The 24,193-nt window shown below is 43.8% G+C and carries 27 protein-coding genes and 3 pseudogenes; 24 read left to right on the top strand and 6 right to left on the bottom strand.

The genetic code is table 11. From position 1 onward, the window contains the following. Window positions 1-7: 7 nt before the first annotated feature. From L3D27_RS05835 to L3D27_RS05735, 21 genes and pseudogenes are all read left to right on the top strand, one after another. Window positions 8-547 (top strand): terminase large subunit domain-containing protein, encoded by a 540-nt coding sequence (locus L3D27_RS05835; RefSeq protein WP_432480599.1) that lies wholly within the window; start codon window positions 8-10, stop codon window positions 545-547. Further along, complete coding sequence (locus tag L3D27_RS05830) at window positions 544-795, top strand: terminase large subunit domain-containing protein (RefSeq protein WP_284672832.1); 252 nt, start codon at window positions 544-546, stop codon at window positions 793-795. Before L3D27_RS05835 ends, L3D27_RS05830 begins: the two co-directional genes overlap by 4 nt. After that, window positions 750-1,163 carry a terminase TerL endonuclease subunit gene (locus L3D27_RS05825; protein WP_432480598.1) on the top strand — a complete coding sequence of 138 codons (414 nt, stop codon included), beginning with the start codon at window positions 750-752 and terminating at the stop codon, window positions 1,161-1,163. Before L3D27_RS05830 ends, L3D27_RS05825 begins: the two co-directional genes overlap by 46 nt. Beyond that, a complete protein-coding gene (locus tag L3D27_RS05820) occupies window positions 1,081-1,632 on the top strand; it encodes a terminase TerL endonuclease subunit (RefSeq protein ID WP_284672830.1) in 552 nt (183 codons plus the stop codon). Before L3D27_RS05825 ends, L3D27_RS05820 begins: the two co-directional genes overlap by 83 nt. A 7-nt stretch (window positions 1,633-1,639) precedes the next feature. Then, complete coding sequence (locus tag L3D27_RS05815) at window positions 1,640-1,843, top strand: hypothetical protein (RefSeq protein ID WP_432480597.1); 204 nt, start codon at window positions 1,640-1,642, stop codon at window positions 1,841-1,843. Beyond that, window positions 1,806-2,402: pseudogene (locus L3D27_RS05810) on the top strand (HK97 family phage prohead protease). Before L3D27_RS05815 ends, L3D27_RS05810 begins: the two are co-directional and overlap by 38 nt. A 44-nt stretch (window positions 2,403-2,446) precedes the next feature. Next, window positions 2,447-3,628, top strand: a pseudogene (locus tag L3D27_RS05805) (phage major capsid protein). Between the two features lie 81 nt (window positions 3,629-3,709). Next, entirely contained in the window at window positions 3,710-4,006 is a 297-nt protein-coding gene (locus tag L3D27_RS05800) for a head-tail connector protein (RefSeq protein WP_432480596.1), read from the top strand. Between the two features lie 97 nt (window positions 4,007-4,103). Further along, complete coding sequence (locus L3D27_RS05795) at window positions 4,104-4,424, top strand: phage head closure protein (RefSeq protein ID WP_432480595.1); 321 nt, start codon at window positions 4,104-4,106, stop codon at window positions 4,422-4,424. A gap of 77 nt (window positions 4,425-4,501) precedes the next feature. After that, window positions 4,502-4,663 carry a hypothetical protein gene (locus tag L3D27_RS05790; RefSeq protein WP_284672826.1) on the top strand — a complete coding sequence of 54 codons (162 nt, stop codon included), beginning with the start codon at window positions 4,502-4,504 and terminating at the stop codon, window positions 4,661-4,663. Further along, window positions 4,654-5,037, top strand: coding sequence for a type II toxin-antitoxin system death-on-curing family toxin (locus tag L3D27_RS05785; RefSeq protein ID WP_284674589.1), 384 nt, complete (start codon window positions 4,654-4,656; stop codon window positions 5,035-5,037). Before L3D27_RS05790 ends, L3D27_RS05785 begins: the two co-directional genes overlap by 10 nt. Window positions 5,038-5,716: 679 nt before the next feature. Beyond that, window positions 5,717-6,112: a KilA-N domain-containing protein gene (locus L3D27_RS05780; RefSeq protein ID WP_432480594.1), complete on the top strand. Its 396-nt coding sequence runs from the start codon at window positions 5,717-5,719 to the stop codon at window positions 6,110-6,112. After that, window positions 6,058-6,411: a hypothetical protein gene (locus L3D27_RS05775; protein WP_284674641.1), complete on the top strand. Its 354-nt coding sequence runs from the start codon at window positions 6,058-6,060 to the stop codon at window positions 6,409-6,411. The genes L3D27_RS05780 and L3D27_RS05775 overlap by 55 nt, the downstream gene beginning before the upstream one ends. 110 nt (window positions 6,412-6,521) lie before the next feature. Beyond that, complete coding sequence (locus L3D27_RS05770) at window positions 6,522-6,806, top strand: hypothetical protein (protein WP_373628597.1); 285 nt, start codon at window positions 6,522-6,524, stop codon at window positions 6,804-6,806. A 76-nt stretch (window positions 6,807-6,882) separates the two neighbouring features. Next, on the top strand, window positions 6,883-7,284 hold the full coding sequence (locus tag L3D27_RS05765) for a hypothetical protein (RefSeq protein ID WP_432480593.1): 402 nt from the start codon (window positions 6,883-6,885) through the stop codon (window positions 7,282-7,284). A gap of 30 nt (window positions 7,285-7,314) precedes the next feature. Next, complete coding sequence (locus tag L3D27_RS05760) at window positions 7,315-11,010, top strand: tape measure protein (RefSeq protein ID WP_432480592.1); 3,696 nt, start codon at window positions 7,315-7,317, stop codon at window positions 11,008-11,010. Between the two features lie 2 nt (window positions 11,011-11,012). Continuing rightward, entirely contained in the window at window positions 11,013-11,276 is a 264-nt protein-coding gene (locus tag L3D27_RS05755; protein WP_432480591.1) for a hypothetical protein, read from the top strand. A 59-nt stretch (window positions 11,277-11,335) separates the two neighbouring features. Next, on the top strand, window positions 11,336-11,665 hold the full coding sequence (locus L3D27_RS05750) for a phage tail protein (RefSeq protein WP_373627198.1): 330 nt from the start codon (window positions 11,336-11,338) through the stop codon (window positions 11,663-11,665). Window positions 11,666-11,729: 64 nt separating this feature from the next. After that, window positions 11,730-12,134 (top strand): hypothetical protein, encoded by a 405-nt coding sequence (locus tag L3D27_RS05745; RefSeq protein ID WP_432480590.1) that lies wholly within the window; start codon window positions 11,730-11,732, stop codon window positions 12,132-12,134. A 49-nt stretch (window positions 12,135-12,183) separates the two neighbouring features. Further along, complete coding sequence (locus L3D27_RS05740; protein ID WP_373627201.1) at window positions 12,184-12,897, top strand: phage minor tail protein L; 714 nt, start codon at window positions 12,184-12,186, stop codon at window positions 12,895-12,897. Between the two features lie 8 nt (window positions 12,898-12,905). Beyond that, window positions 12,906-13,679, top strand: coding sequence for an NlpC/P60 family protein (locus L3D27_RS05735; protein ID WP_432480589.1), 774 nt, complete (start codon window positions 12,906-12,908; stop codon window positions 13,677-13,679). Here the strand turns inward: L3D27_RS05735 and L3D27_RS05730 are convergent. Together L3D27_RS05730 and L3D27_RS05725 are read right to left on the bottom strand one after the other, a co-directional pair. After that, a complete protein-coding gene (locus tag L3D27_RS05730; RefSeq protein WP_284672813.1) occupies window positions 13,666-13,863 on the bottom strand; it encodes a hypothetical protein in 198 nt (65 codons plus the stop codon). The genes L3D27_RS05735 and L3D27_RS05730 overlap by 14 nt on opposite strands. A 566-nt stretch (window positions 13,864-14,429) precedes the next feature. Then, a complete protein-coding gene (locus L3D27_RS05725) occupies window positions 14,430-14,996 on the bottom strand; it encodes a 5-formyltetrahydrofolate cyclo-ligase (protein ID WP_373627207.1) in 567 nt (188 codons plus the stop codon). Between the two features lie 152 nt (window positions 14,997-15,148). Between L3D27_RS05725 and fumC the strand changes: the two genes are divergently transcribed. From fumC to L3D27_RS05710, 3 genes are all read left to right on the top strand, one after another. After that, window positions 15,149-16,540, top strand: a complete 1,392-nt coding sequence (fumC, locus tag L3D27_RS05720) for a class II fumarate hydratase (RefSeq protein WP_432481881.1) — start codon at window positions 15,149-15,151, stop codon at window positions 16,538-16,540. A gap of 232 nt (window positions 16,541-16,772) precedes the next feature. Next, window positions 16,773-18,578, top strand: a complete 1,806-nt coding sequence (gene cydD, locus L3D27_RS05715) for a thiol reductant ABC exporter subunit CydD (RefSeq protein WP_432480588.1) — start codon at window positions 16,773-16,775, stop codon at window positions 18,576-18,578. Then, the gene (locus L3D27_RS05710; RefSeq protein WP_432480587.1) at window positions 18,575-20,269 is read left to right on the top strand and encodes an amino acid ABC transporter ATP-binding/permease protein; all 1,695 of its coding nucleotides are present in this window, start codon (window positions 18,575-18,577) and stop codon (window positions 20,267-20,269) included. The genes cydD and L3D27_RS05710 overlap by 4 nt, the downstream gene beginning before the upstream one ends. Window positions 20,270-20,473: 204 nt before the next feature. Here L3D27_RS05710 and L3D27_RS05705 read toward each other — a convergent pair whose 3' ends face one another. From L3D27_RS05705 to cysT, 4 genes and pseudogenes are all read right to left on the bottom strand, one after another. Then, a complete protein-coding gene (locus tag L3D27_RS05705; RefSeq protein WP_432480586.1) occupies window positions 20,474-21,277 on the bottom strand; it encodes a hypothetical protein in 804 nt (267 codons plus the stop codon). A 382-nt stretch (window positions 21,278-21,659) separates the two neighbouring features. After that, a pseudogene (locus L3D27_RS05700) lies at window positions 21,660-22,158 on the bottom strand (sulfate/molybdate ABC transporter ATP-binding protein); the annotation flags it as partial. A 52-nt stretch (window positions 22,159-22,210) separates the two neighbouring features. Continuing rightward, the gene (gene cysW / locus L3D27_RS05695) at window positions 22,211-23,056 is read right to left on the bottom strand and encodes a sulfate ABC transporter permease subunit CysW (RefSeq protein ID WP_432480585.1); all 846 of its coding nucleotides are present in this window, start codon (window positions 23,054-23,056) and stop codon (window positions 22,211-22,213) included. 89 nt (window positions 23,057-23,145) lie between these two features. Next, complete coding sequence (gene cysT, locus L3D27_RS05690; protein WP_432480584.1) at window positions 23,146-24,027, bottom strand: sulfate ABC transporter permease subunit CysT; 882 nt, start codon at window positions 24,025-24,027, stop codon at window positions 23,146-23,148. Between the last annotated feature and the right edge of the window lie 166 nt (window positions 24,028-24,193).

Raw genomic sequence — 24,193 nt, 5'->3', positions numbered from 1 at the left:
TTAACTCATGATCTATCACAATGTAAAAAAAGCCGAAAAGTACGCTCGTGATGTCATCAATGGGAAAATCATCACAAACAAATGGATAAAATTAGCGTGCCAAAGGCATTTTGGCGATAAAGAATTAAGTAAAAATAAGGATTATCCTTATCAATTTGACGCTGATAAAGCCGAAAAAGTGGCGAAGTTCATTCAGTTGTTGCCACACACTAAAGGCAAATGGGCAGCTAAGGGCGAAAAAATCAAGCTAGAACCGTGGCAACTGTTCGCCTGTTGCTTGCCTTTTGGATGGGTAAAAAAATCAGATGGCTTAAGACGCTACCGTAAAATTTTGATTTTTGTGTGTCGTAAAAATGGCAAATCAGCGATTGCAGCTGGCTTGGCAAATTATATGTTTTGTGCTGATGGGGAATTTGGTGCAGAAGTCTATAGCGGTGCAACAACAGAAAAGCAGGCGTGGGAAGTTTTAGACCGGCCAAAATTATGGTCGAACGCACCCCACAGCTCAAAGAATATTATGGCGTTGAAGTTAATGCGTCAAACATGAACCGTGTGATGGACGGTTCACGCTTTGAGCCAGTTATCGGCAAGCCTGGCGATGGTGCCAGCCCCAGCTGTGCCATCATCGATGAATACCACGAGCATAAAGATGATACGCTGTATGACACGATGGAGACAGGCATGGGGGCAAGGGAACAGCCTGTGATGCTTGTCATTACCACCGCCTTGATATTCCTGATTTGTGGGCGGTGCTATACGGCAAAGACAAAGACGATGAATGGACAGGCGACATAGCACTGATGAAAGCCAATCCAAACTACGATATCTCTGTGTCGGGTGAGTTTTTAAAGGCAAGGCAACGAGATGCCATCGCATCGTCAGCCAAGCAAACGATTTTTAGAACAAAGCATTTAAATGAATGGGTTGGTGCAAAAAACGCATGTATGAATATGGCAAAATGGCAAAACGCCCCTGTTCGCAAGTCTTTACACGAGCTGGAAAACCGCCCCTGTTACATTGGGCTTGATTTGGCGACAAAGATTGACTTAAACGCTCTAATATTGCTATTTCCGCCCACCAATGATGACCCTTATTATCACATTCACGGGGCGGTATTATCTGCCAGATGCTCGGGTGCTAGAAAGTATGGATGGCAATGCTGACCGCTACCGTGCGTGGGACACAATGGGGCTTTTGACACTCACAATGGGCGAAGTCGTGGATTTTGAAGTCATCAAAGACGATTTGCGTGAGTTTATGGGTCGCTTTGATGTTCGCCAAATCGCCTATGACCCTTGGCAGGCAACACAGCTTGCTCAAGAAATGGAAAAAGAGGGCATGACCATGGTTGAGCTTCGGCACACCGTTCAAAACATGAGTGAACCAATGAAGGAGCTTGAGGCTGTCGTATTACAAAAACGCTTAGCCCATGGTGACGACCCAGTAATGACTTGGATGATGAGTAATGTTGTTGCACAAGTTGACAAAAAAGATAACATTTATCCAAACAAAGAGCGAGCCGAGAATAAGATTGATGGCGTGGTTGCACTGATTATGGCGATGAGCCGAGCAATCACGCATCAAGATAAGGGTAATATCAATGACTTTTTAGACAATCCAATTATTTTTTGAGGAGACTATGACAACAAATGATAAAAACTGGTGGCAACGCTTTTATAGCAAGTGGCTTGGCGGTGGTAAACGACTGTCAAAAGGTAGTACCGCTCAGCCATTTGACAGTGTGTATATGCCATCAGGCACAGCGGTTACTGCTGATACCGCCTTAAAGTTGTCTGCAGTAGAAAATGTGGGTAAAGATGAAGACAAAATCAATAGAGTTTAAAGCCAAAGCCGTTCAAGATGACGGCTTTTTTAGCGGTTATGCTAGCGTGTTTGATGTAAAAGACAGTTATGGCGACATCGTGAAAAAAGGTGCTTTTTTAGAGTCAATCAATGAATTGTCCGTAAAGTCTAAGAAGTTGCCAATTTTGTAGCAACACAAGACGGATGAAGTCATCGGCGTATGGCATAAGCTGTATGAAGACGAAAATGGCTTGTATGGCGAAGGTCAGCTGTTTATTGATGACATCAGTAAAGCAAAAGAGACTTACGCACTGCTAAAAAACAACGCAATTGATGGGTTATCAATCGGCTATCAACTTAATCGTTGGCAATACAACGAAGAGCAAAAAGCACATGAGCTGATCGATATTGACCTAAAAGAAATATCGATCGTTACGATGCCAGCCAACCAAGAAAGCCGTATCAATTCAATCAAAAGTACGCTACATAAAGGAGCGTTGCCAAGCCTGCAAGACTTTGAAGCATTTTTGGTCGATGCAGGCTTTAATCAAGAGCAGGCTGCCAAAATTGCCGATGGCGGACTAAAAAATGCTAAATGATGATGACATGGCATTAGAAATCTTAAAATCAATCAAGGTGTAATATGACACAATCAAGTAAAGAGCTTGCTTTAGAACTACAAAAAGCAACAGAAAAAGTCAAGGGCTTGGGCGAAGAGCTAAAAGGTCGCATGAGCTTGGGTGAACAAAAACTAGACAACATCAAAGGCGATGTTGATGCCGTACTGCAAAGTATCAACGAGGTAACCACACGCTTGGCTGATGTTGAACAAAAACAAGCTCGTCGTAGCAGTGCGTCTGTACCGGATCAACCGTTAGGACGAAAGCTGTTTGAATCTGAATCGTTCAAACAATTTGCCCAAAATCCAGTAAAAGGCAACCGTGCGTCTTTGTAGGTAAAAGCAACAATCACATCGGCGACAACAGACACAGATGGTGCAGCAGGTGCGTTGGTGCAAACGCAAAGACTACAAGGCATCATCGCACCACCAAACCAAAAGTTGCGTGTGCGTGATTTGTTGATGGCAGGCACGACTGATAGCAACGCTGTTGAGTATGTCAAAGAGACTGGTTTTACAAACTCGGCGGCGGCACAAGAAAACGAAGGCGATAAAAAAGCTCAGTCGCACATCAAATTTGGCACAGAGACTGTGTCAATGCGTACGCTTGCTCACTTTGTCAAAGCAAGCCGACAAATTCTTGATGACGCATCAATGTTATCAAGCTATATCAACGGTCGCTTGATGTACGGTTTAAAACTGGTTGAAGATAGACAATTGCTCAATGGCGATGGCGAAAATGGCAATCTAAAAGGCATTATTCCACAAGCCACGGCTTTTTCTGACAAGGCATCGATGGCAAATTATAGCATCATTGATCAGATCCGCTTGGCAGTCTTGCAGGCTTATTTGGCGGAATATCCAGTATCTGGTTTGGTGCTAAATCCAATTGATTGAGCGAAGATTGAGCTAGAAAAAGACAAAGATGGCAGACACATTATCGGCTTGCCTCAAGGTTCAGCCAACCGCACTTTGTGGGGGTTGCCTGTCGTTGAGACGACCGCCATGGAAGCGGGTAAATTTTTAACTGGTGCGTTTAATTTGGGTGCACAAATCTTTGATAGACAACTGTCTTCTGTCGCTGTTGCAACGGAAAATGAAGATGATTTTGTTAAAAACTTAGTAACCGTGCTGTGTGAAGAGCGATTAGCTTTAGCAGTGTATAGACCAGAAGCATTTATTTACGGCACTTTACAAGCAAAATAACATAAAAGCCCCAAGCAAGGCTTGGGGTGTATGGGGGAAAATAGCAGATATTGAGAAAAAAACAAAAGGTAAAGCAAAAGAATGATTACCCTTGAACAAGTCAAGCATCAGTGTCGCATTGAGCATGACGATGAAGATGAGCTGTTGCGTAGCTATATTAGTGCTGCTTATGACTATGTCAGCAATTTTACTAGCCGAGAGTTTGAAGATAATGGCGGTGATTTAGAGTACACGCCGTCAATCAATCAAGCCTGCTTGATGCTTATTACTCATTGGTATGAGAATCGAGAAGCAACAAAAACAAACATGGTAACAATCACTCAAGTGCCATTTGGCGTACAGTACCTGCTTACCCCTTATCGTGTGATGGGGGTGTGAATGCAGGCAGGTCAATTACGCCACCGCTTAAAAATCCACCGTCCTGCCACCGAACGCTCCGCCACAGGAGCTCAGATCTAAACGATGGGAGCATATTTTGACAATTTGGGGGCAGTTTACGCCCCTATCGGTCAAAGACATCATCGCAGGGCAGGCACAAGATAGCCAAATTACAGCAAGAGCCAAAATCCGTTATCGCACGGATATTGATAACACAATGCGAGTAGAACACATAGGGCGAATGTATGAGATTGTGGGCGAACCACTGGCAGACAATGCAAGTGGGCGAGAGTATCTGACTTTAGTGTTAAAAAACATTGTGCCATTTTTGCGACCTGCTTTTGATCATAACAAAGACGAAGCGGTGCGGCGATTTAAAAAGAAATTGGGCGAGCGGATTGATAAATTGAAGGGTTAGATGGCGATGATTGCAAAACTATTGTTTTTTGGCTAAAATAGTTCAATTGATTCACAATAACTTAAAAGGAGTCGCCAATGCTTAAAAAATTGGCAACCGAACCCATCAAACGCCCAACCACACCGATTGTCCCAATGCAATTAAGCGACGACGAAGCAACTCGCCGACTGGTTGCTCATGCAACTCAGCGTGTGATCAAAGCCCATAAAGAAGAGCTGCAAAAACTGGCATATCGATGATTAGCACAGCTTTTGTCATCACGGTTCACGATGAAATCCTTGCCCAAACAGGCGTGGGGCGTGCAGGCGTTCATCTTGACAGACTTGAAAGTGTACTTGGTCGCATAGACCAACAAATGCACTACAATTGCATTGATGATGCTTTTGAGATTGCTGCTTGGTATGGCGTTGCTATTGCCAAAGGACACGCTTTTGTCGATGCCAATAAACGCACAGGCTTATCCGTGATGCTGGCATTCCTAGAAGTGCAAGGCATTTCCATTCCTGCCAATGTCGGCTTGGATGATTTGATGGTGGAGATTGTAGAAAATGACGAGCCACACGAGATGCTTGCTAGGACTGTCGCTGACTGTCTGTATCAACTGGCACAATGACAGTATTGCTGCTTATTTACCACCGCTCCATCGTGAGCGGTTTTTATTACCCAAAGGAAATCTATGAATGCTTCTGAACTGATTTTTAATGATTTGGATTGACAAAGGCTGTGGGTTGGGGTATGATGTGCGTAAGGTGTCAGAACCTTAGTAACTAGCGGATAACCGCACCCGAAAGCCCAAGCGGTTTTTTATTGTCAAAAATTCCCTTTCATGACATACGCAAATTTGCGTATCGCTCAAAAAATAACCGTTGGCGGATTTCCGCCATCGCTAAAATTATGTTAGGGGGCGATGAAATAAGGTAGCTTGCTACACGAATAAATCCAACCGTTCTTGTTTTCGGTTTCTGAACCCCCTAGCCCCCTTAATTGGGGAAATTTCAGAAAATTAAGTTTAAATGCTCAAATTTGAGCATTTAAAAATAATCAAAAAATATCTTGATAATAAATTTTGATTTTTATAGAATAACCACACGAAGCCTGAAAAACTTCTTTTGTACTCGCCAATCACAAGCGAAATCTGTGATTTTTTTGTGCCCACAAAAATTGCCAATCCTTACGATTACCTTTTTTATGGGTAGGAAGGTGTGGAAATACCCAATACCACACGCCGTTAGTACAGCGGTTTTTCAGCTTCCTATCCGCCCTTTTGGGCTTTCTACCAACTGAAAAAGGTAATGTACTATGTCAATCTTATTGTTGCAAACACTTCAATTAGCCAACATAACGGCTTATTTTCCCTAAACGATCTGCATAAAGTTTCTGGCGGTGCAAGCAAACACCAACCATCAAACTTTATGCGTAATGCTGAAACACAAGAGCTTATCAAAGAAATTGAGCTTGAAAAATCAAACTCATCAAATTTGATGAGTATCGCATATACAACAACAGAAGGCAAAAAAGGTGGTACATTCGTTTGCCGTGAACTGGTAATCCGTTACGGTATGTGGATAAGTGCAAAATTCAGCCTAATGGTTATCCGAGCATTTGACAATCTAAACACAGGGCGATACTTTGCTTGCCCAAACTGTCATCAGACGATACGCTACCGCTCCGTAACGCTGTCAGTCTAGCCACTGGGGTGTTGAGATTGGACTATGCCACGATTTATAAAATGGTGCATCAAAGATTTGGTATTGATGAAATCAAAGAACTGTCAAAAGAACAAATCCTACAAGCGGTGGAATATGTGCATGAACTGATGGTAAAATCAAAAGGCGGTATGAATGAACGCTTATCCATCAGTGCCCAACACCTAGCGTGGCATACACAGTTTATTTATTCTTGGTATAAAGCCATCGAAGAGCCTTCCGTGCCTTGTCGCCACGCTTATCAGGACAAATCCATGACCATATCATTCATGCGGCAATAGAAGCCAACACCATCGGCAAACATTTGGGCTATGATGGCATGAACCCTGACATGATTACCCATCAGCAGTGGGCGGTTGGTCGTTATTATTAATTAACTAAACTTTTCATTATGAAACCCTGCAAGCACGCTTGTGGGGCTTTCGTGCTGACCGCCTTTTGGCGGACGGTGGGCTTGATGGAGTATGACCGAGTTACCACAGAAATCAGGGAGCTACAAGGATGTCTTGATGTACTGAGTCAAAAATTCTTTAAGCTATCCAAAAGCACAGGGCTAATCTTTGATGCATTAAACGAACAGGCGACAGGTAGTCTCATGCCGTTTGCCGAAAGGCGTAAGCAAGCCCAAGATTTCCTTGATAAGCATCGTGCCAAAAAACAGCATTATTTGCATTAGGCATTTGCTTGCCATTGCTTGAATTTTAGGATAATTTGAGGTATGGTATGAAGTGTATTTGTTCGAGGTGGTCGCCATGCGATTAGACTTTATTGCTTCTGATGATTTTGACAAAAAACAACCTTTATATTATATGCTGGGTGGTTTTTCCTTAAAGTGTATTCACACTGGCAAAAATATCGTACTGCGTCAAGAAAACCTTGCTCATGTCAATGAAATCATCACTCAAGATGGCGATTATCAACCATCAGTGATAGATGGTGCGTTACTTGGTGGTGCACTGGCAATCGCTACCGAGAGTATGTTTGCTGGTATGGCAGGTGCTGTGGTTGGCTCATTATTGGGTGCGAAAAAAATGCACTTATTGCAGCTTATTTTTGATGATGGACGCAGTTTAATTGTTAAAGCCAGCAGTAAAGATACCCAAAAAATCAAGCATCACGCCAAAAGCACAGACTACCTAACTTTGGGTGGATAATGCCGATAAAATCAACGCAAAGCACTCGTCATGAGTGCTTTTTTATTGGAGAAATTCATGTCATTAGGCATCGAAATTCATGTGGCGGCAAACACCGCTCAATTCACCAAAAACATCAGCAAAGTCGGCAAGCAATCTAAGCAAGCCGCCCAGCAGATGCAATCTTCCATCACTCATGCCACAAGCCAAGCGTCTAAAGGCATGAATAACTTAACACAGCACACCCAAAAAGCCACCTTGGGACTTGATAGGCTATCTAAGATGGGTGGTCTTATCGCCAAGGGGTTTGCAGTCGTTACGGGGGTGTTTGCTTCTGTCAGTAGCATGGTGTCTGTACGCCGTGAGTTTGATGTTTTAAATGCAAGCCTGATTACCGCCACAGGTTCGGCACAATCAGCGGCTGAACAAATGGACAAGCTTAAAGACTTTGCCCAAACCACGCCATATGACTTGGCACAAGCGGTTGATGGTTTTGTTAAGTTAAAAAATTTAGGGTTAAACCCATCGATTAACAGTATGACCAGCTTTGGTAATACAGCGTCTGCAATGGGCAAAGACTTAAGCCAGATGATTGAGGCGGTCGCTGATGCCACAACTTTTGAATTTGAACGCCTAAAAGAGTTTGGCATCAAGGCAAGTCAGCAAAAAGATAAGGTTGCCTTTACCTTTCAGGGGATTACTACCGAAGTAAGTAAAAATGCCGATGCCATTCAGGATTATTTACTTAATTTGGGCAATGTCAATTTTGCTAGTGCGATGACAGAGCGAATGAACACCCTAGATGGGGCAATTGCCAATCTTGAAGGAAGCTATAAAAACCTGTTACTCGCCATCGGCGATGCCAAAATCATCGGCGACACCAGTTTTATGGATTTACTCAAACAGGCTGCTTTTGGCTTATCCACCGCCTTAGATTGGGTAAGTCAAAATATCCAAGTCGTCATGGGGGCAGCACTCATGGCAGTACTGGCGTTTTCTCGTGGAGCGATTGCCAGCGTTGTGCGTCTTGGTGCTGCGTGGGCATCAAGTAACGCTGGCATCATCGCAAGCAATGTGGCTGCCGCCACCAGCACCCAGCGACTCGGTGATGCTTTGATGTCTGTATTATCAGGCACGACATCCACACAAATTGGCATGTATCGTCTAAGCGTCGCCATCAAAGCAAAAACAGCAGCAGCGATGGCGTACATTCGCCAAGCCCCTGCTCACATCACAGCACTGAAAGCATCAGGCACACAAGCACTTGCCACCGCTCGCAATTTTAGTGTGATGACTGCCACAAAAAAAGCAAGCATTGCATCAGCAACCCTGCTGGGGCGTGGTGTGATGGGTATTGGCACCGCCTTTACCGCTGTTGGTCGCATTATCCTAGCCCACCCGTTAATGGCAATCGGTGCTGTCATCGCTGCGATTGTCATCCGCACGATGGGACTACAAAAGGCGATGGAGAGTTTGTCTGAGGCGACGGCGGTACTGGGCGAATTGCTTGGGCAGATGGTCGATGCTGGCATTAAAGGATTTAAATGGCTTGGCGATGTTACGCTGGATTTTTTTAGCCGTTTTAGATCAGATGGCAAACAGTCCACCAATCAGGTCTTGGGCTTTTTTGGTGGGCTGTTTAAAGGTACTCGTGGTGGCTTTGTGGGTGTGCTACAAATCATCGCTCGGGTGTTTGATTTGGCATCAGCGACCATCAAGACCTTTGTGCAGTACGCTTGGAAAAACATCAGCTCACTTGGCACGGCAATCGCTAATGTGTTTAAGGGCATTGGTAATTTTGCCATCTCTGTCTTTGAAGGCTTAGTCAACCACATCAGCAAAAATATCAATTTTCTCATCGATGGCATGAATGCTGTGTCCGATTTTTTTGGTGGTGGGCAAATCAAGCGATTAGATTCGGTGTCCTTTGGGCGATTGAGCTATGGCAGCATAGACTTTGGCGTGGCTGGATTTTTTGATGCAGTCAAATCAAACAATAACCAGTATCTTGAAGGCAAATTACTTGCCGCCCACGACAAAATAACAGATGCCGCCAACCAATCCAAAGACGCTCACGATGATTTGGCTGGTTCACTGGATGCCACCAGCAAGGCGAGCGAAAATGCCACCAAGAACACCAAGAAAAACGAAAACACCCAAAAGTCTTTGACCGATGCCATCAAGGAACAGCGGTCAGAATGGGAAAAGCTACGCTATGAGATGGCACACCCCTTAAATCTTGAAATCGACAAGGTAAACTGGGAGATTGCCAACGGCAAGTTTAAGGGCATTGATAAGGCACTAAAAAAGCAGCTGCAAGACGCCGCACGAGCGATGGACATTGACATCATTCATGATGAGCTGGACAAGCTGGTACAGCAGACCGCCATCGATAACATGAACCGTGGGCAGACAGGCAAATTGGCTGAGCTGTTAGGACATCTTGACAACTCACGCCATAAGTTCTCCTTACTCAAAGATGAAGTGATTGAGTTTAACGAACAAGGCAAACGGGTCATTAAGACCACAGGCAAGCTGGGCGTTGCTTTGTCGCAGATGGCGTTGGCAGATTGGCACGAATACGCTCATGCGTCCAATCAGAGCATTGGTGAGCTTGACAAGCAAATCGAGCTGGTCAAGGCTAAGGGGGATTTTAGTAAAGAGCTGCTTGCGTTTGAGCATGAATACCAAGCCACCTTGGATAAATATGCCCACTTAGCAGAGCTTGATGATACCGAAGCATACACACTCATAAAAAATCAAGCCGAACAGCTCAAGCTACGCCAACAGATGCTTGCTACACAGACCGCTTATCAAGACATACTTGATGGCTTGCAAGATGAAGAGAATAAAAAACTTGGCACATTGCAAAACCAGCTTGATGTCATCGCCAAGCAGCACAAGCTCATGCAGAGTATGCCGCAGATGAGTAGTGCCATCGACCCGCTTGATGCCAGCTTTGGCGTGCTCAAACAAGCCCTTGATTTGCCAAGCGTACCGATGAATGCTATTGAGCAACTAGAATCAGAGCATCAAAGCAGACTTGATATGATTGAGGGTTTTTTGGAACGGCAACAAGAGCTGTACAAGGGCAACGAAAAAGCTTTGACACGCATCACCGAGCAAGGCGAACAGGCACGAGCGGCGGTAAAACAGCACTACGAGGAGACCAAAAACAAGCTCATACTGACAGAGTCTGAAAGTCTGTTTGGCTCACTCGCCAACATCGCCAAAGACGGACTTGGCAAGCAGTCTAAGGTCTACCGTGCGATGTTTGCCATGCAGCAGGGTTTTGCGATTGCACAGGCAGGTCTTGCCATGCAACAAGCCATTTCACAGGGTCTCGCCAAAGGCTTTCCGACAGGACTTAGCGATATGGCGTTGGCGGTGTCGCATGGGGCGAAAATCATCAGTGCGATTAAATCAGTCGTCATGCCCGTGGGTCAAGCCCACGACGGCATCATGAGCGTCCCCAAATCAGGTACTTGGAACTTGGAAAAAGGCGAGCGAGTACTGCCTAAACATACCGCCAAAGCCTTAGATGATAAATTGAACAGCTTGCAGGGTCGAGGTGAAACGAAGGTCATCATTAACAATTACACCAGCGAAAAAGCTCATGTGCAACAAATGCCAAATGGTGACATGATGGTTGCCATCGGCAAGATGATTAGTGACACGGTAGATGCCAAAGTCAATCAACGATTTATCCAAGCACGCCGACAAGGCGGTGAGCTTTATGGGAGATGATTATGAATGAACAACACATGAAAGGTTTGGCACTATTGGCGGAAGGTGTTGCAAAGCCGATAGCTACACAATTACACGCAAACAGTTTGTTTAGTGCTGGTACGGTGCTTTACTTAGCCGAAAAAGGTATTATTGATTTGGATGATTATTTAAATTATATGAATGATTTAAAAGAAAGATTGATGCAATCACCCGATTATAGTCAAGAAACTAAAGATGCTATTGAACAAGAATTTGATTTTTATCAATCTAAATTCAAAAAATAGAAAATGACTTGAATAAAAAATCCTATCATTTGATGGGATTTTTTATTTTGGAGTAGTGCATGAAAACCTTCACTTGGAAAATGAACATGGGAGCGTCTGCCAGCACTCGCCATGCGGTCAGTAAGACGCAGTTTGGTGATGGCTATGCCCAGCGTGTGAGTTTTGGTATTAACAATAAACGCACCGATTGGAGCGGTAGCAAAACTGGCGACTGGGCGACCGTCATCAAGCCAATCAAAGATTTTCTTGATGAGCATGGTGGCGTTACGCCCTTTTATTGGGCTGATCCGCATGGCACGACCGCCAAATACATTTGCCAAGATTATGAAATTTCTCAAAGAAAAGGTAACTTTTGGGAAATTAGCTTGAAGTTTGAACAAGTTTTTTAGGCAATATCGCCTTAACAACCGCCCCACGCAATACCGCTTGGGGCTTTTTATTTGGAGCAAAACCATGACCGAACCCACCCAAACCCTAACCACCCTAAACCGCACCGAAGCCCAAATCCTACAAGCATTTATCTGGCAGGTAGACACTTGGCAAAGTCAATATGGCGACAAAGCCAATAAGGTTGAAATCGTCTATTATCCTGAAGATGACGGCTTTGAGGCAATGAACGGCGAAGAGAATAATGGCATTTTAAAACGCAATCGCACCACTATCTTTCGTGCCGAGATTCTAGCTTGGGCGACCAACCAACTTAACCAGATTAAAGGTTGGGGTAATGACAAAGCTGTTACCGTCCTGCATTTAGTCTATGCTAATGATGAATTTGGCGTGGCGGTGGAAGTTGTGCCGACGGCAAGTCTGGCAAGCGAAACCGAGCCAACCGACGAACTGGCAGACGAAGAAGCATAACACACAAAGACGGAAAAAGTGATTTTTCCGTCTTTTATTTGGAGGGCTTATGCCATTAAACAGCGACTTTCAAAAATTATCCGTAGATGGACTAATTACCTTGTTTGAACTGGATGCAAGCCGTCTTGGAGCGGGCATTTTACGCTTTCACGGACATAATCACGACAAAAACGATGGTGTAATTACCTTCCGTGGCAAAGAGTACAACCCCCAAGCCCTAAATGTAACAGGGCTTGAAATGCGGTCAGACGGTAAGGCAAGCACCCCCACCTTGACCCTTGCCAATAACATCGCAGGGGTACAAGGTGCGGTGTCGGCGTATTGCTTGCAGTTTAGCGACTTTGCAGGAGCAAAACTTACCGTTATTGCCACCCTTGCCAAGTATCTTGATGCGGTTAATTTTGACGGTGGCAACCCTACGGCAAGCGATGAATGCAAAGAGCAGATTTGGTTTGTGGAACAAAAAACATCGGAAAATGCCCAACAAGTTACTTTTGAGCTGTCAAATCCGATTGATTTAGAGGGCTTAAAAATCCCAGTCAGAGAGATTACCAATTATTGCCATTGGGCGGTCGTGGGTAAGTATCGTGGCGAAGAATGCGGCTATACAGGGGCGACAATGTTTGACGAACACGACAAACCAACCGACAACCCAATTTTGGACAAATGCGGTGGTCGCATGAAATCGTGCGTTCGCCGTTTTGGTAAAAACAAGCCCTTACCCTTTGGTGGCTGTCCTGCCAGTAGTTTGATTGGCTCATAGGAATTAAGATGAAATTAACCAAACAATTAAAATCGGACATTACCTCCCACGCCCTTGACTGCTACCCTGCCGAGTGCTGTGGCGTGATTGTGAATAACAAATACATTGCCTGCACCAACACCGCCCATGACAATGAGCAATTTACTCTTTGTCCAAAAGAGTATGCCCGTGCTGAAAGTATGGGGCAGATACAAGCCATCGTCCATAACCACCCTGACGGCGGTGTGTTGCCGTCTGATTTGGATAAATTACAAATTGAGCTGCATGGCTTGCCGTGGGTCATTGTGGCGGTGTCCAAGCAAGATTATGGTGATGAGCCTGCTTTTGGTATTTATGAACCGTGTGGGTATAAACCGCCACTGTTGGGGCGAAATTACATTCACGGTGTGCAAGATTGTTATGCCATTGTCCGTGATTTTTATCGCCGTGAGTTTGAGATTGAATTGCCTGATTTTGACCGCACAGACGCTTGGTGGGAAGACCCCAATCACGCCCCACTGTATGAGCAGAACTTTGAAAAAGCAGGCTTTGTGGAAGTGGACAAAGACAACCTGCAATACGGCGATGTCCTGCTTTGCCGTGTCGGACGCACGCACCATGTTAATCATGCCTTAATTTGGCTCGGCAACAATGACACGCTCAAAAGCGAAGTTACACCGCCTTGCGTGGGCAACACTCTAATCCTGCACCACCCCTACGGACGGCAAAGCGTGCGTGAGATTTATGGCAAGGGGTGGGCGGATAGGGTTGGGCTTGTCGTGCGTCATGCTAAACTTGCTTAGCCCAAAGCTCCACCGCCTCCATGATAATGATGTTTTTGGTTTTGCCTGTTTGTTTAGCAAGGTCATCAAGCAGTTCGGCAAATTCTATCGGCACTTTAAAACCAATCGGTTTTACTCCACGGCGTTCATCACTCTCACGCTGAGTTTCGGCACGGCTTTTTGGGGTTTTGACAATCTTAGGCATTTGACAAATCCTTACATTATTGGTAAGATAATCATAAGTTTTAGGAGAAGGCGGTGTGCTTGCCCACCACCCCAGCCTTTACAGGCTACCTGCCATTAGTAAGCGTTGTTGCTTAGTAGTAGCAGGATAACAATGATAATTAGCTTTACGACTGCCTTCATTGTCTTATCTCCTAAGGTCGCCACCATTTCACAAGGTCGGTGGCGGATAACCTATCAAGGCTTGGTGCTGCAACACCTTGTCTTGATAAACATATTATAGTTTAAACTACATTAAAAGTCAAGTAATTTATACACTTTTTTTGCAAAAATGTTAAAAATTGTATGAATTATTTGGCTTTTTTGTTATCAAAAAAACAGTGATTTTAACCGCTCATGATTCATCGTGGGCGGTTTTTTATTGGGGAAGATTTAGTCATAAAAAACCCATCTACTTGCATGACATTTTAGCCAAAAAGTTTAGCGGTTATGAGATGGAACGAGTAATTATAAAATATATTCTTTGTCATTATATTGTCATCACATGACAACAAATGGGGCGAGTTATTGGATAAGATGGAGCTAACCCTAGAAAAATCTGAGAATATTGCTATCTGTAATCACCAGATCCACCCTTTGATCCCAATCATTGACCGCCAATCTATCTACCATTTGAAAGTGGTAGCACCAACCGACCTTTAAGCCGTGAAAATTGGCAAAAGTTCTGTCATAAAATCCACCACCCATGCCCAGCCGATGACCCAGCTGATCCACCGCCACCAAAGGACAGATGATGCAGTCCATTTGCTTTGCTGTTAATGATGGCTTTGTCATGGGTTCTTTCATGCCGAGCGTGTGGCGTTTTAAGGGGGTTTTGGTTGGCTGATAAAAACAAGGAGCGAATGTTAGGGGTTTGCCTTGCTTGGTGATGGGCAAGTAGGGCGTAAAGCCATATTTTTGGCAGAACTTCATGATGGGAGCTGTTGGCAATTCGCCAAAATCGTCCAAATACAGCCCAATGTTAGCGTGCTTAGGCAGATGTGGTAATAACTTGGGTAGGTGCAAGCCGGCAAGAAAAGCGAATCTTTGCCGTTGTTTTTGAGTGAGTGCCTTTCGTTGTTTTTTGATGTTTTTTCTGAGTGTGGCGTTGTCCATAGGGCTTCCAATTAACCAAGCTAGGTGTTTAATGATTAAATGATAATAACTAATGATTGAGAATTATTTTTAATGGTGGTATAGTGTTTGGTGAATATACCAAGCACTTATTTTATCTTAAATTCACTTAGAAGGAAAATGCAATGACTGATATGACCAATATTCGCATAGAAAAAGACACGGTGGGTGAGATTGCTGTCCCTAGCGATGCTTACTTTGGTGCACAGACTCAACGCAGTCGTGAGAATTTTAAAATCGGTGGTGAAACCTTGCCAGTTCCACTCATTCAAGCAATGGCAACCGTCAAAAAAGCAGCTGCCATCACTAATAGCAATTTAGGTCGTATTGATGGTGATAAGGCGGAGCTGATTGTTAAGGCTTGTGATGAAATTTTATCAGGCGGGCTTATGGATCAATTCCCGCTTGTGGTCTGGCAGACAGGTTCTGGTACGCAGTCTAATATGAACATGAATGAAGTTCTTGCTAATCGTGCCAATGAACTTGCAGGCAGTCCAAAAGGTTTGTATCAGCCGATTCATCCGAACGATGATGTCAATCATGCCCAATCTACTAACGACAGCTTTCCTACTGCCATTCGTGTGGCAAGTGTCATAGAGATTAACCATAAGCTCATTCCTGCCGTTAAATCATTGCGTGAAACCCTTGCTAAAAAATCCGCTGACTTTGCCGATATTGTCAAAATCGGACGCACTCATTTGCAAGATGCCACCCCTTTGACTTTGGGGCAAGAGTTTAGTGGGTATGTGGCACAGCTTGATTTGGCACTTAGTCGCATTGATGATGCTTTAACTGGTCTATATCAGCTGCCACTGGGTGGAACAGCGGTTGGGACGGGGTTAAACAGTCACCCAAAGTACGCTATTGAAGTTGCTCAAACAATCTCTAATTTGACCAAATTGCCCTTTGTTACCTCTCCGAATAAATTTGAGGCACTGGCAGCTCGTGATGCTGAAGTGTTTGCCAGTGGTGCTCTAAAAACTTTGGCCGTCAGCTTGAATAAAATCGCCAATGATATCCGCTGGCTATCCAGTGGTCCTAGATGTGGATTGGGTGAGCTACGAATTCCTGAGAATGAACCTGGATCATCCATCATGCCAGGCAAGGTAAATCCTACCCAATCTGAAGCGATGACGATGGTGTGCTGTCAAGTGATTGGTAATGACACAACCATCTCGATGGCTGGAGCAAGTGGCAATTTTGAACTTAATGTCTATATGCCAGTGATTGGTTATAATTTATTGCAATCCATTCGTCTGCTAAGTGATGGCATTAATAGTTTTAATGATAACTGTGCAATAGGTATTGAGCCAAATCACGAGAAGATTGATTATTTCTTGCATCATTCGCTCATGCTTGTTACGGCACTGAACCGCAAAATCGGCTACGAAAATGCAGCCAAAGTTGCAAAAACTGCCTATAAAAATGACAAATCGCTAAAAGAGATCGCCATTGAGTTGGGTTTATTGACAAGCGAAGAGTTTGATGAGATTGTTCGTCCAGAACAGATGGTCTCGCCAAAATAATTTTTCATTATTTTATTTTGGTATTTTAATTCAATGACTCATTTATAAATGGAATGATAGTAGTAAGGTGGCAATATAACCAATAAAGCATCATCAATAACGGTCTATTTTTCTATATTTTGCCATGCTATCTTGAAAAGTTGGGTAAATTTAGCGATAATGAAACATTTTGTTTTTCGTCATTATTTATCCTAAAATTCTTTAATAGCATCTTTTATATAACAATAACGCCATGACCGATCAATCCCCAAATAACAGCCATAGCCCAACAACTATTCAAAAGCCCATAAGACAATCAAAACGAAAGTCCAAACGCAGTCAAGATGACATCATGGCAAATAAATTTTTACGCACGACTTTCGCCACCGCTAAAAAACCCATGATGATGGTATGGCTACTGGATGTGGCAAGCGTATTGGTGTTTGTGGTGCAGTCGTATGAATTGATGGTGTTGTTTGGTGGCTGGTTTGATGTTTTTGTGCATGATGTGCCATATCGGGCAAGGGGGCTTTGGACGAGTTTGGCGGTGCTACTTGGTTGTATGCTGATACGCATTGGGCTTGGTTATATCAAAGATGATGTGCTGACAAATATTGGTATTGATATTGCTGGGCGTGTGCGAGCAAGGCTGTTTGATAAGTTAGGTAAATTGGGACAAGCCAGACGCTACTTTGGTTCTGATGGGGCGTTATCAAGCAAAATCATTGATGAACCTGACCGTCTGGTTGGTTACGCTCGTTTTAATGTCCAAAAGATGACTGCCATAGCTACGCCCATCATACTGGCAGGATGTGTGGCGTATTATAACTTGACAGCGGCAGTGATACTGCTTGCCACTGCACCGCTTGTACCGATTTTTATGATGCTGATTGGCATAGCAACTGCTCGCAAGAGTCGTGAGCAGATGGATGCTTTAGCACAGCTTGGCGGTCGGTTCTTGGATTGGATTCGTGGGGTGAATACACTTTCACGACTTGGTGTGGTAGATATTGCAACATCAGACCTTGAACGAAGCTCGGACAACTATCGCAAGCGGACGATGGAAGTGCTAAAGATTGCTTTTTTAAACAGTGCAGTGCTTGAGTTTTTATCGGCTTTATCAATCGCTTTGGTGGCCATGTATTTGGGCTTTGGTTTGATGGGTGTACTACCATGGGCTAAAGGGCAGGTGCTGACCAGTTATGGCGAAGCATTGTTTATCTTGCTACTTGTCCCTGAATTTTATGCTCCGCTTCGCAGATTGGGGGCGGAATATCATGTGAAAGGTCAAGCGGTAGCGTGTGCTAAGGCGATTGCTCCTATATTGAATTTTAAGGTAAAACAAATCGGTGGTACTCCTTTTGTCTTTGATTCATCTCCTGCTTTTGAATTAAAAAATGTGCAAGTCTTTGGTGATGATGGTCGAGTGAGACTGTCGCCAACTACGCTGACTTGTCAGGCAGGTCAATGCACAGTGCTCATGGGTGAAAGTGGTGTGGGTAAATCTACGATTTTGCAGATTTTATTGGGTTTTGGCGATTTTGAGGGCGATATTATTATTCATGCTGATGGTAATTCGGTACGCTATGATGACATAGATGTGGCTACACTTCGAGAACAATTTGGTTATCTGTCGCAGACCGTGCCACTGTTGCCGATGAGTATTGCAGATAACTTACGCCTAGCCAAGCCTGATGCTTGTGATGATGAGTTGGTGTCAGTGTTGCAGGCGGTCGGTCTAAAAGAGGTGATTGATGGGTTGCCTAGCGGTATTCATACCATGCTTAGCGAGCGTGGCGGTGGTCTATCAGGTGGTCAGGGTCAGCGTATTGCCATCGCTCAGTTGTTACTTCAAGATGCCAAAGTATGGCTGCTTGATGAACCAACCGAGCACCTAGATGGCGAGACAGCAGGGTATATCAAGGCGTTACTTAGCCATATTAGTAAGGATAAAACCGTGATTTGGGTAACGCATGATAAGGCGGGCGTGGCATTTGATGAGGTGTATTATTTAGGCAAGGATAACAATCAGGATTTGGTTAATGGAGAGGCACCATGAGAGGGCAAAATGATAAGTTTCGCCTAAGACAGCTTTTGTTAAGTCAAAAGTTATTGTGGAGCATTGCATGGCTTTTGGGCATTGCAACCGTTCTGTCTGTATTGGGCTTGGTGATGCTCTCAGGATGGTTTATTACGATGGCAGGTGTGGCAGGTGTACTTGCTCTTGGTACAACCTTTAATTATCTGATACCATCTGTGATGATTCGTGGTTTTGCCATCGTGCGTACTTTTGCTCGTTATGGTGATTTGATGGTGTCGCATCATGCGGTATTTGGTCTATTAAAAGAACTAAGGGTGAGATTTTTTGCTCGTTGGGCAAGTCTGCCACTGTCAGTTCGTATGAATAGACAAGATGTTCAAAGTAGTAGCGAGACCATGCAACGGCTCGTGCGAGATATTGATACACTTGATGAATTACCACTACGGCTGATTTCGCCATTTATTGTGGCCACTTTGGCGGTTGGTGTATTATCGGTGTTGATACTTTTGGTGTTACCAACGGCATTATTTACCGTGCTGTGTCTGCTAGCATCTTTGCTTGTGGCACTTTGGACGCTAAAACAAGGGGTAAGGCTAGCAGAGCGTGAAAGTATACTATTAACCCAAAAAAAGAGCAAGCTATTGGATACTTTGCCTGCTTTAACCGCACTATTGACATGGAATAGGTGGCAAGAGCAAGTAGCGACTTTGTCGGCACAAGATGAAGCATACGCCCAAACCACACGCCAAACCATGCGATTAAGACGCAACCGTCAAGCACTCATTCAAGTCATCATCGCCATTGCTTCGGTTGAACTGCTGATGGTGGCAGGCAGTCTGTTTGATGGTCAGGCTAAATCATTTGTCATACAGTCACTAAGCAATCAAGCCTTAACTCCAACTCCTGCTGTTGTTCTGGCACTGCTACTTGGTTTACTAGGTCTGATAGAAATCTTGCTCGGACTGGTTGGCGAGCCATTGGCTTGGGGTAGAAGCCTGCTTGCTAAAACTCGCATTAACACCTTGATTGATGGTGAGTCAATTCCCCAAAAGCAGTCAATAGCCAGCACGCCCACGATTCATCTGCATGGTATATCCGTAAAAATGCCAAAAGGGCTGATGGCTACAACCAACATCAATGGCGTATTAACTCCCACTAAGCCAACACTCATTGTTGGTGCATCAGGTGCAGGTAAATCCACTTTGCTTGGTACATTGGCAGGAGAGATTGCTCGTGTTGGTGGTGAAATTTTGGTTAATGGTGTGGATATTGATGCGGTGGATTTTGGTAGCTCTCTTGGCTATTTGGGGCAGAATGTCGATATCTTTGATCAAACATTAGCGGATAATCTACGACTGGGTAAGCCATCTGCAAATGACGATGAACTGTGGTCGGTGTTAGATAAGGTGGGACTGCTTGACTGGGCAAAATCCCAACCAAAAGGGCTAGATACTCCGCTTGGCGAATATGGCACGGCAATTTCTGGCGGTCAAGGCAGGCGTGTGGCTTTGGCACGGCTACTACTTGCTCCAAAGGCGGTGCTGTTACTTGATGAACCATTTGCAGGGCTTGATCAAAGTACTCGCCAAACAGTTTGGCATAGCCTTGTTCAGTTACAAACTGATGGGCAGATTGGCGTACTTGCCATTGCTACGCATCAGATTGGCGATGAAATGAGTGATGTCAATATCATGAAAGTCGGTCAATAATAGATGGATTGACCAAGTGCGTTTAATCCAATAGACTGACCAGTCATGGGCTTGATAAAACCAGTCTGTCTTTAAGCCACACCCCAAAGCTAGAACTCTGGCTTTGGGGTATTTTCTTAGTAAGTATGAAGTAGGCTTTTAGCCGTCTGTGATGGAAAAGTCGTGTGTCATGGCATAATCAAACTGCCAAAATCTCTACAATCATCAATCCTTCTTGTCGTCATCTGGGTTTGGATTGTCTTGTTCGGTGATGATGGGAGCGTTAGGATCGCCAAAACTTAAAATCTCAGCGAAGTTTGGCTCAATGTATAAAGACAGCTGCTGCTTTTCTAGAACGCCTTGATTTACCTGTACTTTTTTAATAGCGTTCATGACAAGTTCACTGTTTTTTAGCCATCGTCCGATTTCTAAATAGACGATATTGCCTTTGTATTCAACGAATGGCACTTGTTTAATTTTAATATTATTTAAAATGACAGGTAGCGGGTCTTTTCTGAAGATCGCACGGTAGCTATTTAGGGCAAATTTTGCCAAAGGTGCTTGCCACCATTTTTTACTGTGTAGTTCTAATACATCGGTATCGCCAGTCTGGCGTAGCACCAGTCGCTGAGTGTGTTTGTCTAGTTGCAAATGCACCAATTCAAAATTGCTAGCGAGACTGGCAAATATCCCTTGAACATGAACCGTGGTATATAGTCGCAACCAACCATCGTGAACATCAAGTCTTAAATCGTGCACCATATCAACATTTTTAACGACATAGGTAAATAGTGCATCGTTGATTTGATTTTGACTGATAGGTATTTTAATCTCATCAATAAATTGGCTAGTAGCGTTAGCATAAGTGTGCTTTAGGCTACTTAGGGTTTGTTGCCAACTGATAAAAATATCTTCAATCAGTCTATCGCCGTCAAAACCGCTAATCTGAGCAAAATTCTCTAGCGTGGATTGTGGTTTTTGTGAAGCGTTATCTGATGAGTGGTTAAAAGTGTGTTCTTGTTGCATCATGTCAAATCAGGATTAAAATTTTAACCATTGTAACAAATTTTTTGCGTTATTAGCAAAAAAATATTAGTAAACCATTGTTCTTTTTGGGTGGATTGGCTAATAAAAATTCGCCAGTATTTAACCTAAGTGTGGTTAAATTTAGCCAATCTCCCCCCAATTTTGTTTTACTATAAACCCAAAAAGTCCACCACAAATTCGCTATTTGGGCGAGCAAATAGTTCATCAGGCGTGCCAATTTGCTCAACCACACCGTGATTCATGATGATGATTTTATCAGAGATGGCGATTGCTTCTTCTTGGTCATGTGTTACCATGATGGAAGTGATGCCGATGTCTTTTTGAATTTGTTTAAGTGAAGTACGCAGTTCTTTACGCACTTTGGCGTCTAATGCCCCAAAAGGTTCATCGAGTAGTAATAGTTTGGGTGATGTTGCTAAGGCTCGTGCCAAAGCAATACGCTGACGCTGACCGCCTGATAGTTCGTGTGGATAACGGTCTTTGGTATGACCAAGTTGCACCAATTCTAAAAGCTCTGCCACTCGTGCATCAATGTTAGCGGTACTTGGTCTGTTTTTTAGTAAAGTAAGACCAAAGGCAATGTTTTGGGCAACGGTTTTGTGGCGAAATAGGGCGTAGTTTTGAAACACAAAGCCAATGCCACGCTTTTGTACGGGCAGGTTGGTAACATTGATGTCATCAAACCATATGTCTCCTAAATCCGCCGTCTCAAGACCTGCGATGATGCGAAGCAGTGTGGTTTTTCCGCAGCCAGATGGTCCTAGTAGAGTAGTCAGTTCGCCTGTATTAACGGTAAAGTTGATGTTATTTAAAGCGGTAAAACTGCCAAATTGTTTGTAGATGTTTTTAATATCAATGCTCATATTTTTTCCAGTGCAAGTTAATATCTAATGTCTATCATGGGACAGGTTGGTTTTATGTAGCTTTCTTGCGAGCCATGATATTTTGTACCGCCAAAGTAATCAAAGCAAGTAAGGCTAGCAGGCTTGACATGGCAAAAGCGGTCGTAAAAGCGTATTCGTTATAAGCGATTTCAATCATTAATGGCATGGTATTGGTCTGACCACGAATGTGTCCAGAGACTACTGATACCGCACCAAATTCCCCCATTGCACGAGCATTAGTCAAAATGATTCCGTAGAGCAATGCCCATTTGATGTTTGGTAGGGTGATGTGCCAAAACATCTGCCAACCATTAGCACCTAAGGTTAGGGCAGCTTCTTCTTCGCTGTCGCCAATGGATTGCATAAGCGGTATGATTTCTCGTGCAATAAAAGGAAAGGTAACAAATAGCGTGGCAAGCACGATTCCTGTTGTGGCAAAAATGATTTTAACGCCCATGCTTTCAAAAAATCCCCCAATTATTGTATTTGCCCCAAACAGTAGTACAAACATAAGACCTGCCACAACAGGAGAGACGGCAAAAGGTAGATCAAGTAGGGTGGTGATGATAAATTTACCACGAAATTTATGCCGTGTGATGAGATAGGCGAGTGCCACCCCAATGATGATGTTGATGGGTAGGACGATGGCAGTGGTCATGAGTGTCAGCTTGATGGCGTGCAGAGCATCTGGGTCGGATAGTGCAATAACATACGCTTCCCAACCTTCTTTTAGGGCTTCATAAAATACTGTAATGAGTGGTATCACTAGCATAATGGTCATAAAGCCAACCGCAAAAGCAATAAGCAGCCATTTCATCCATGTGGCATCTTTGGTGGCAGGGTGGGCTTGATAGTCGTAGGTGGATTGGCTTGCCATGTCGTTTTTCCAATTTTTGCTTAAATGATGATGCTTTATCGTGTTTGCTGATTTACTTTAATGAATTAAGGGGTGTTTGATGAGCTGTCTTAATTGGTTTTTGCCCCAAGTTTGGCAGAAAGTTTCCATTGAGTAAAGTTGATGGCAAGCAATACAACCATGGAGACCAGTAGCATAAAGAGTGCTGCGCATGATGCCCCTGCTACATCAAACTGCTCTAATTTTGAGACGATGATGAGTGGTAGGATTTCAGATTTCATGGGGATATTACCTGCAATAAAAATCACCGAACCGTATTCGCCTGTAGCACGAGCAAACATCATGCCTGCACCGATTAGCATGGCAGGAGCAATCTCAGGTAAGATGACCTTTGTAAAAGTTGTCAGGCGATTTGCTCCCATCACAGCCGCCGCTTCTTCAAATTCAACCGACATCTCGGCAAGTACGGGCTGTACTGCACGCACAATAAAAGGAAAACTCACCACAATCAGGGCAAGCCATATGCCTATTGGGGTAAAGGCAATGCGAATAGGCTCTCCTGTTAAAGCCATGCCTATTTTGGTAAACCATTGTCCAAAAAACCCATTGGGAGCATAAAGTGTGGCAAGAGCGATGCCTGTTACAGCGGTTGGTAGAGCAAAGGGTAAATCTACCAAAGCATTGATGAGCGATTTGCCCCAAAAATCATAGCGTACCAGCACCCAAGCAATCAGTGTGCCAAAGACAAGGTTGGTCAAGGTCGCTAAAATTGCCATAGATAGCGATAATTTAATGGCAGCAAAGACTTGTGGTTCTTTGATGGTGTCAATGATTTCATCCAACCCCATGTTGAGTGTCGTAAAAATCATCATCACAAAAGGCAATACCACAAGTAACGATAGCGAAAACACACTTACTCCCAAACTTAGTCCAAAAAATGGCATGATGCGTCTTTGTTTGTTTTTTGGTTGGTGTATGACTGATGCTGTCATGACTGCTGTCTTTTTATAAAAATTTGAGTGTATTGTAAAATATTGATGGCGTTATGCTATGGTTAATATGGAATATGCTTTTTCCTTTTTGGAATGATTGAGTGTTGATTTGATTTGGGCAAATGACCAATGCGATTTAATGATTTATTTTTATTGTATAGATATG

Origin of the sequence: Moraxella sp. ZY200743 (assembly GCF_050885545.1) — a bacterium.
GTDB lineage: Bacteria > Pseudomonadota > Gammaproteobacteria > Pseudomonadales > Moraxellaceae > Moraxella > Moraxella haemolytica.
The sequence above is the reverse complement of the archived record's forward strand: the minus strand, read 5'-3'. Positions and strand labels throughout refer to the sequence as shown.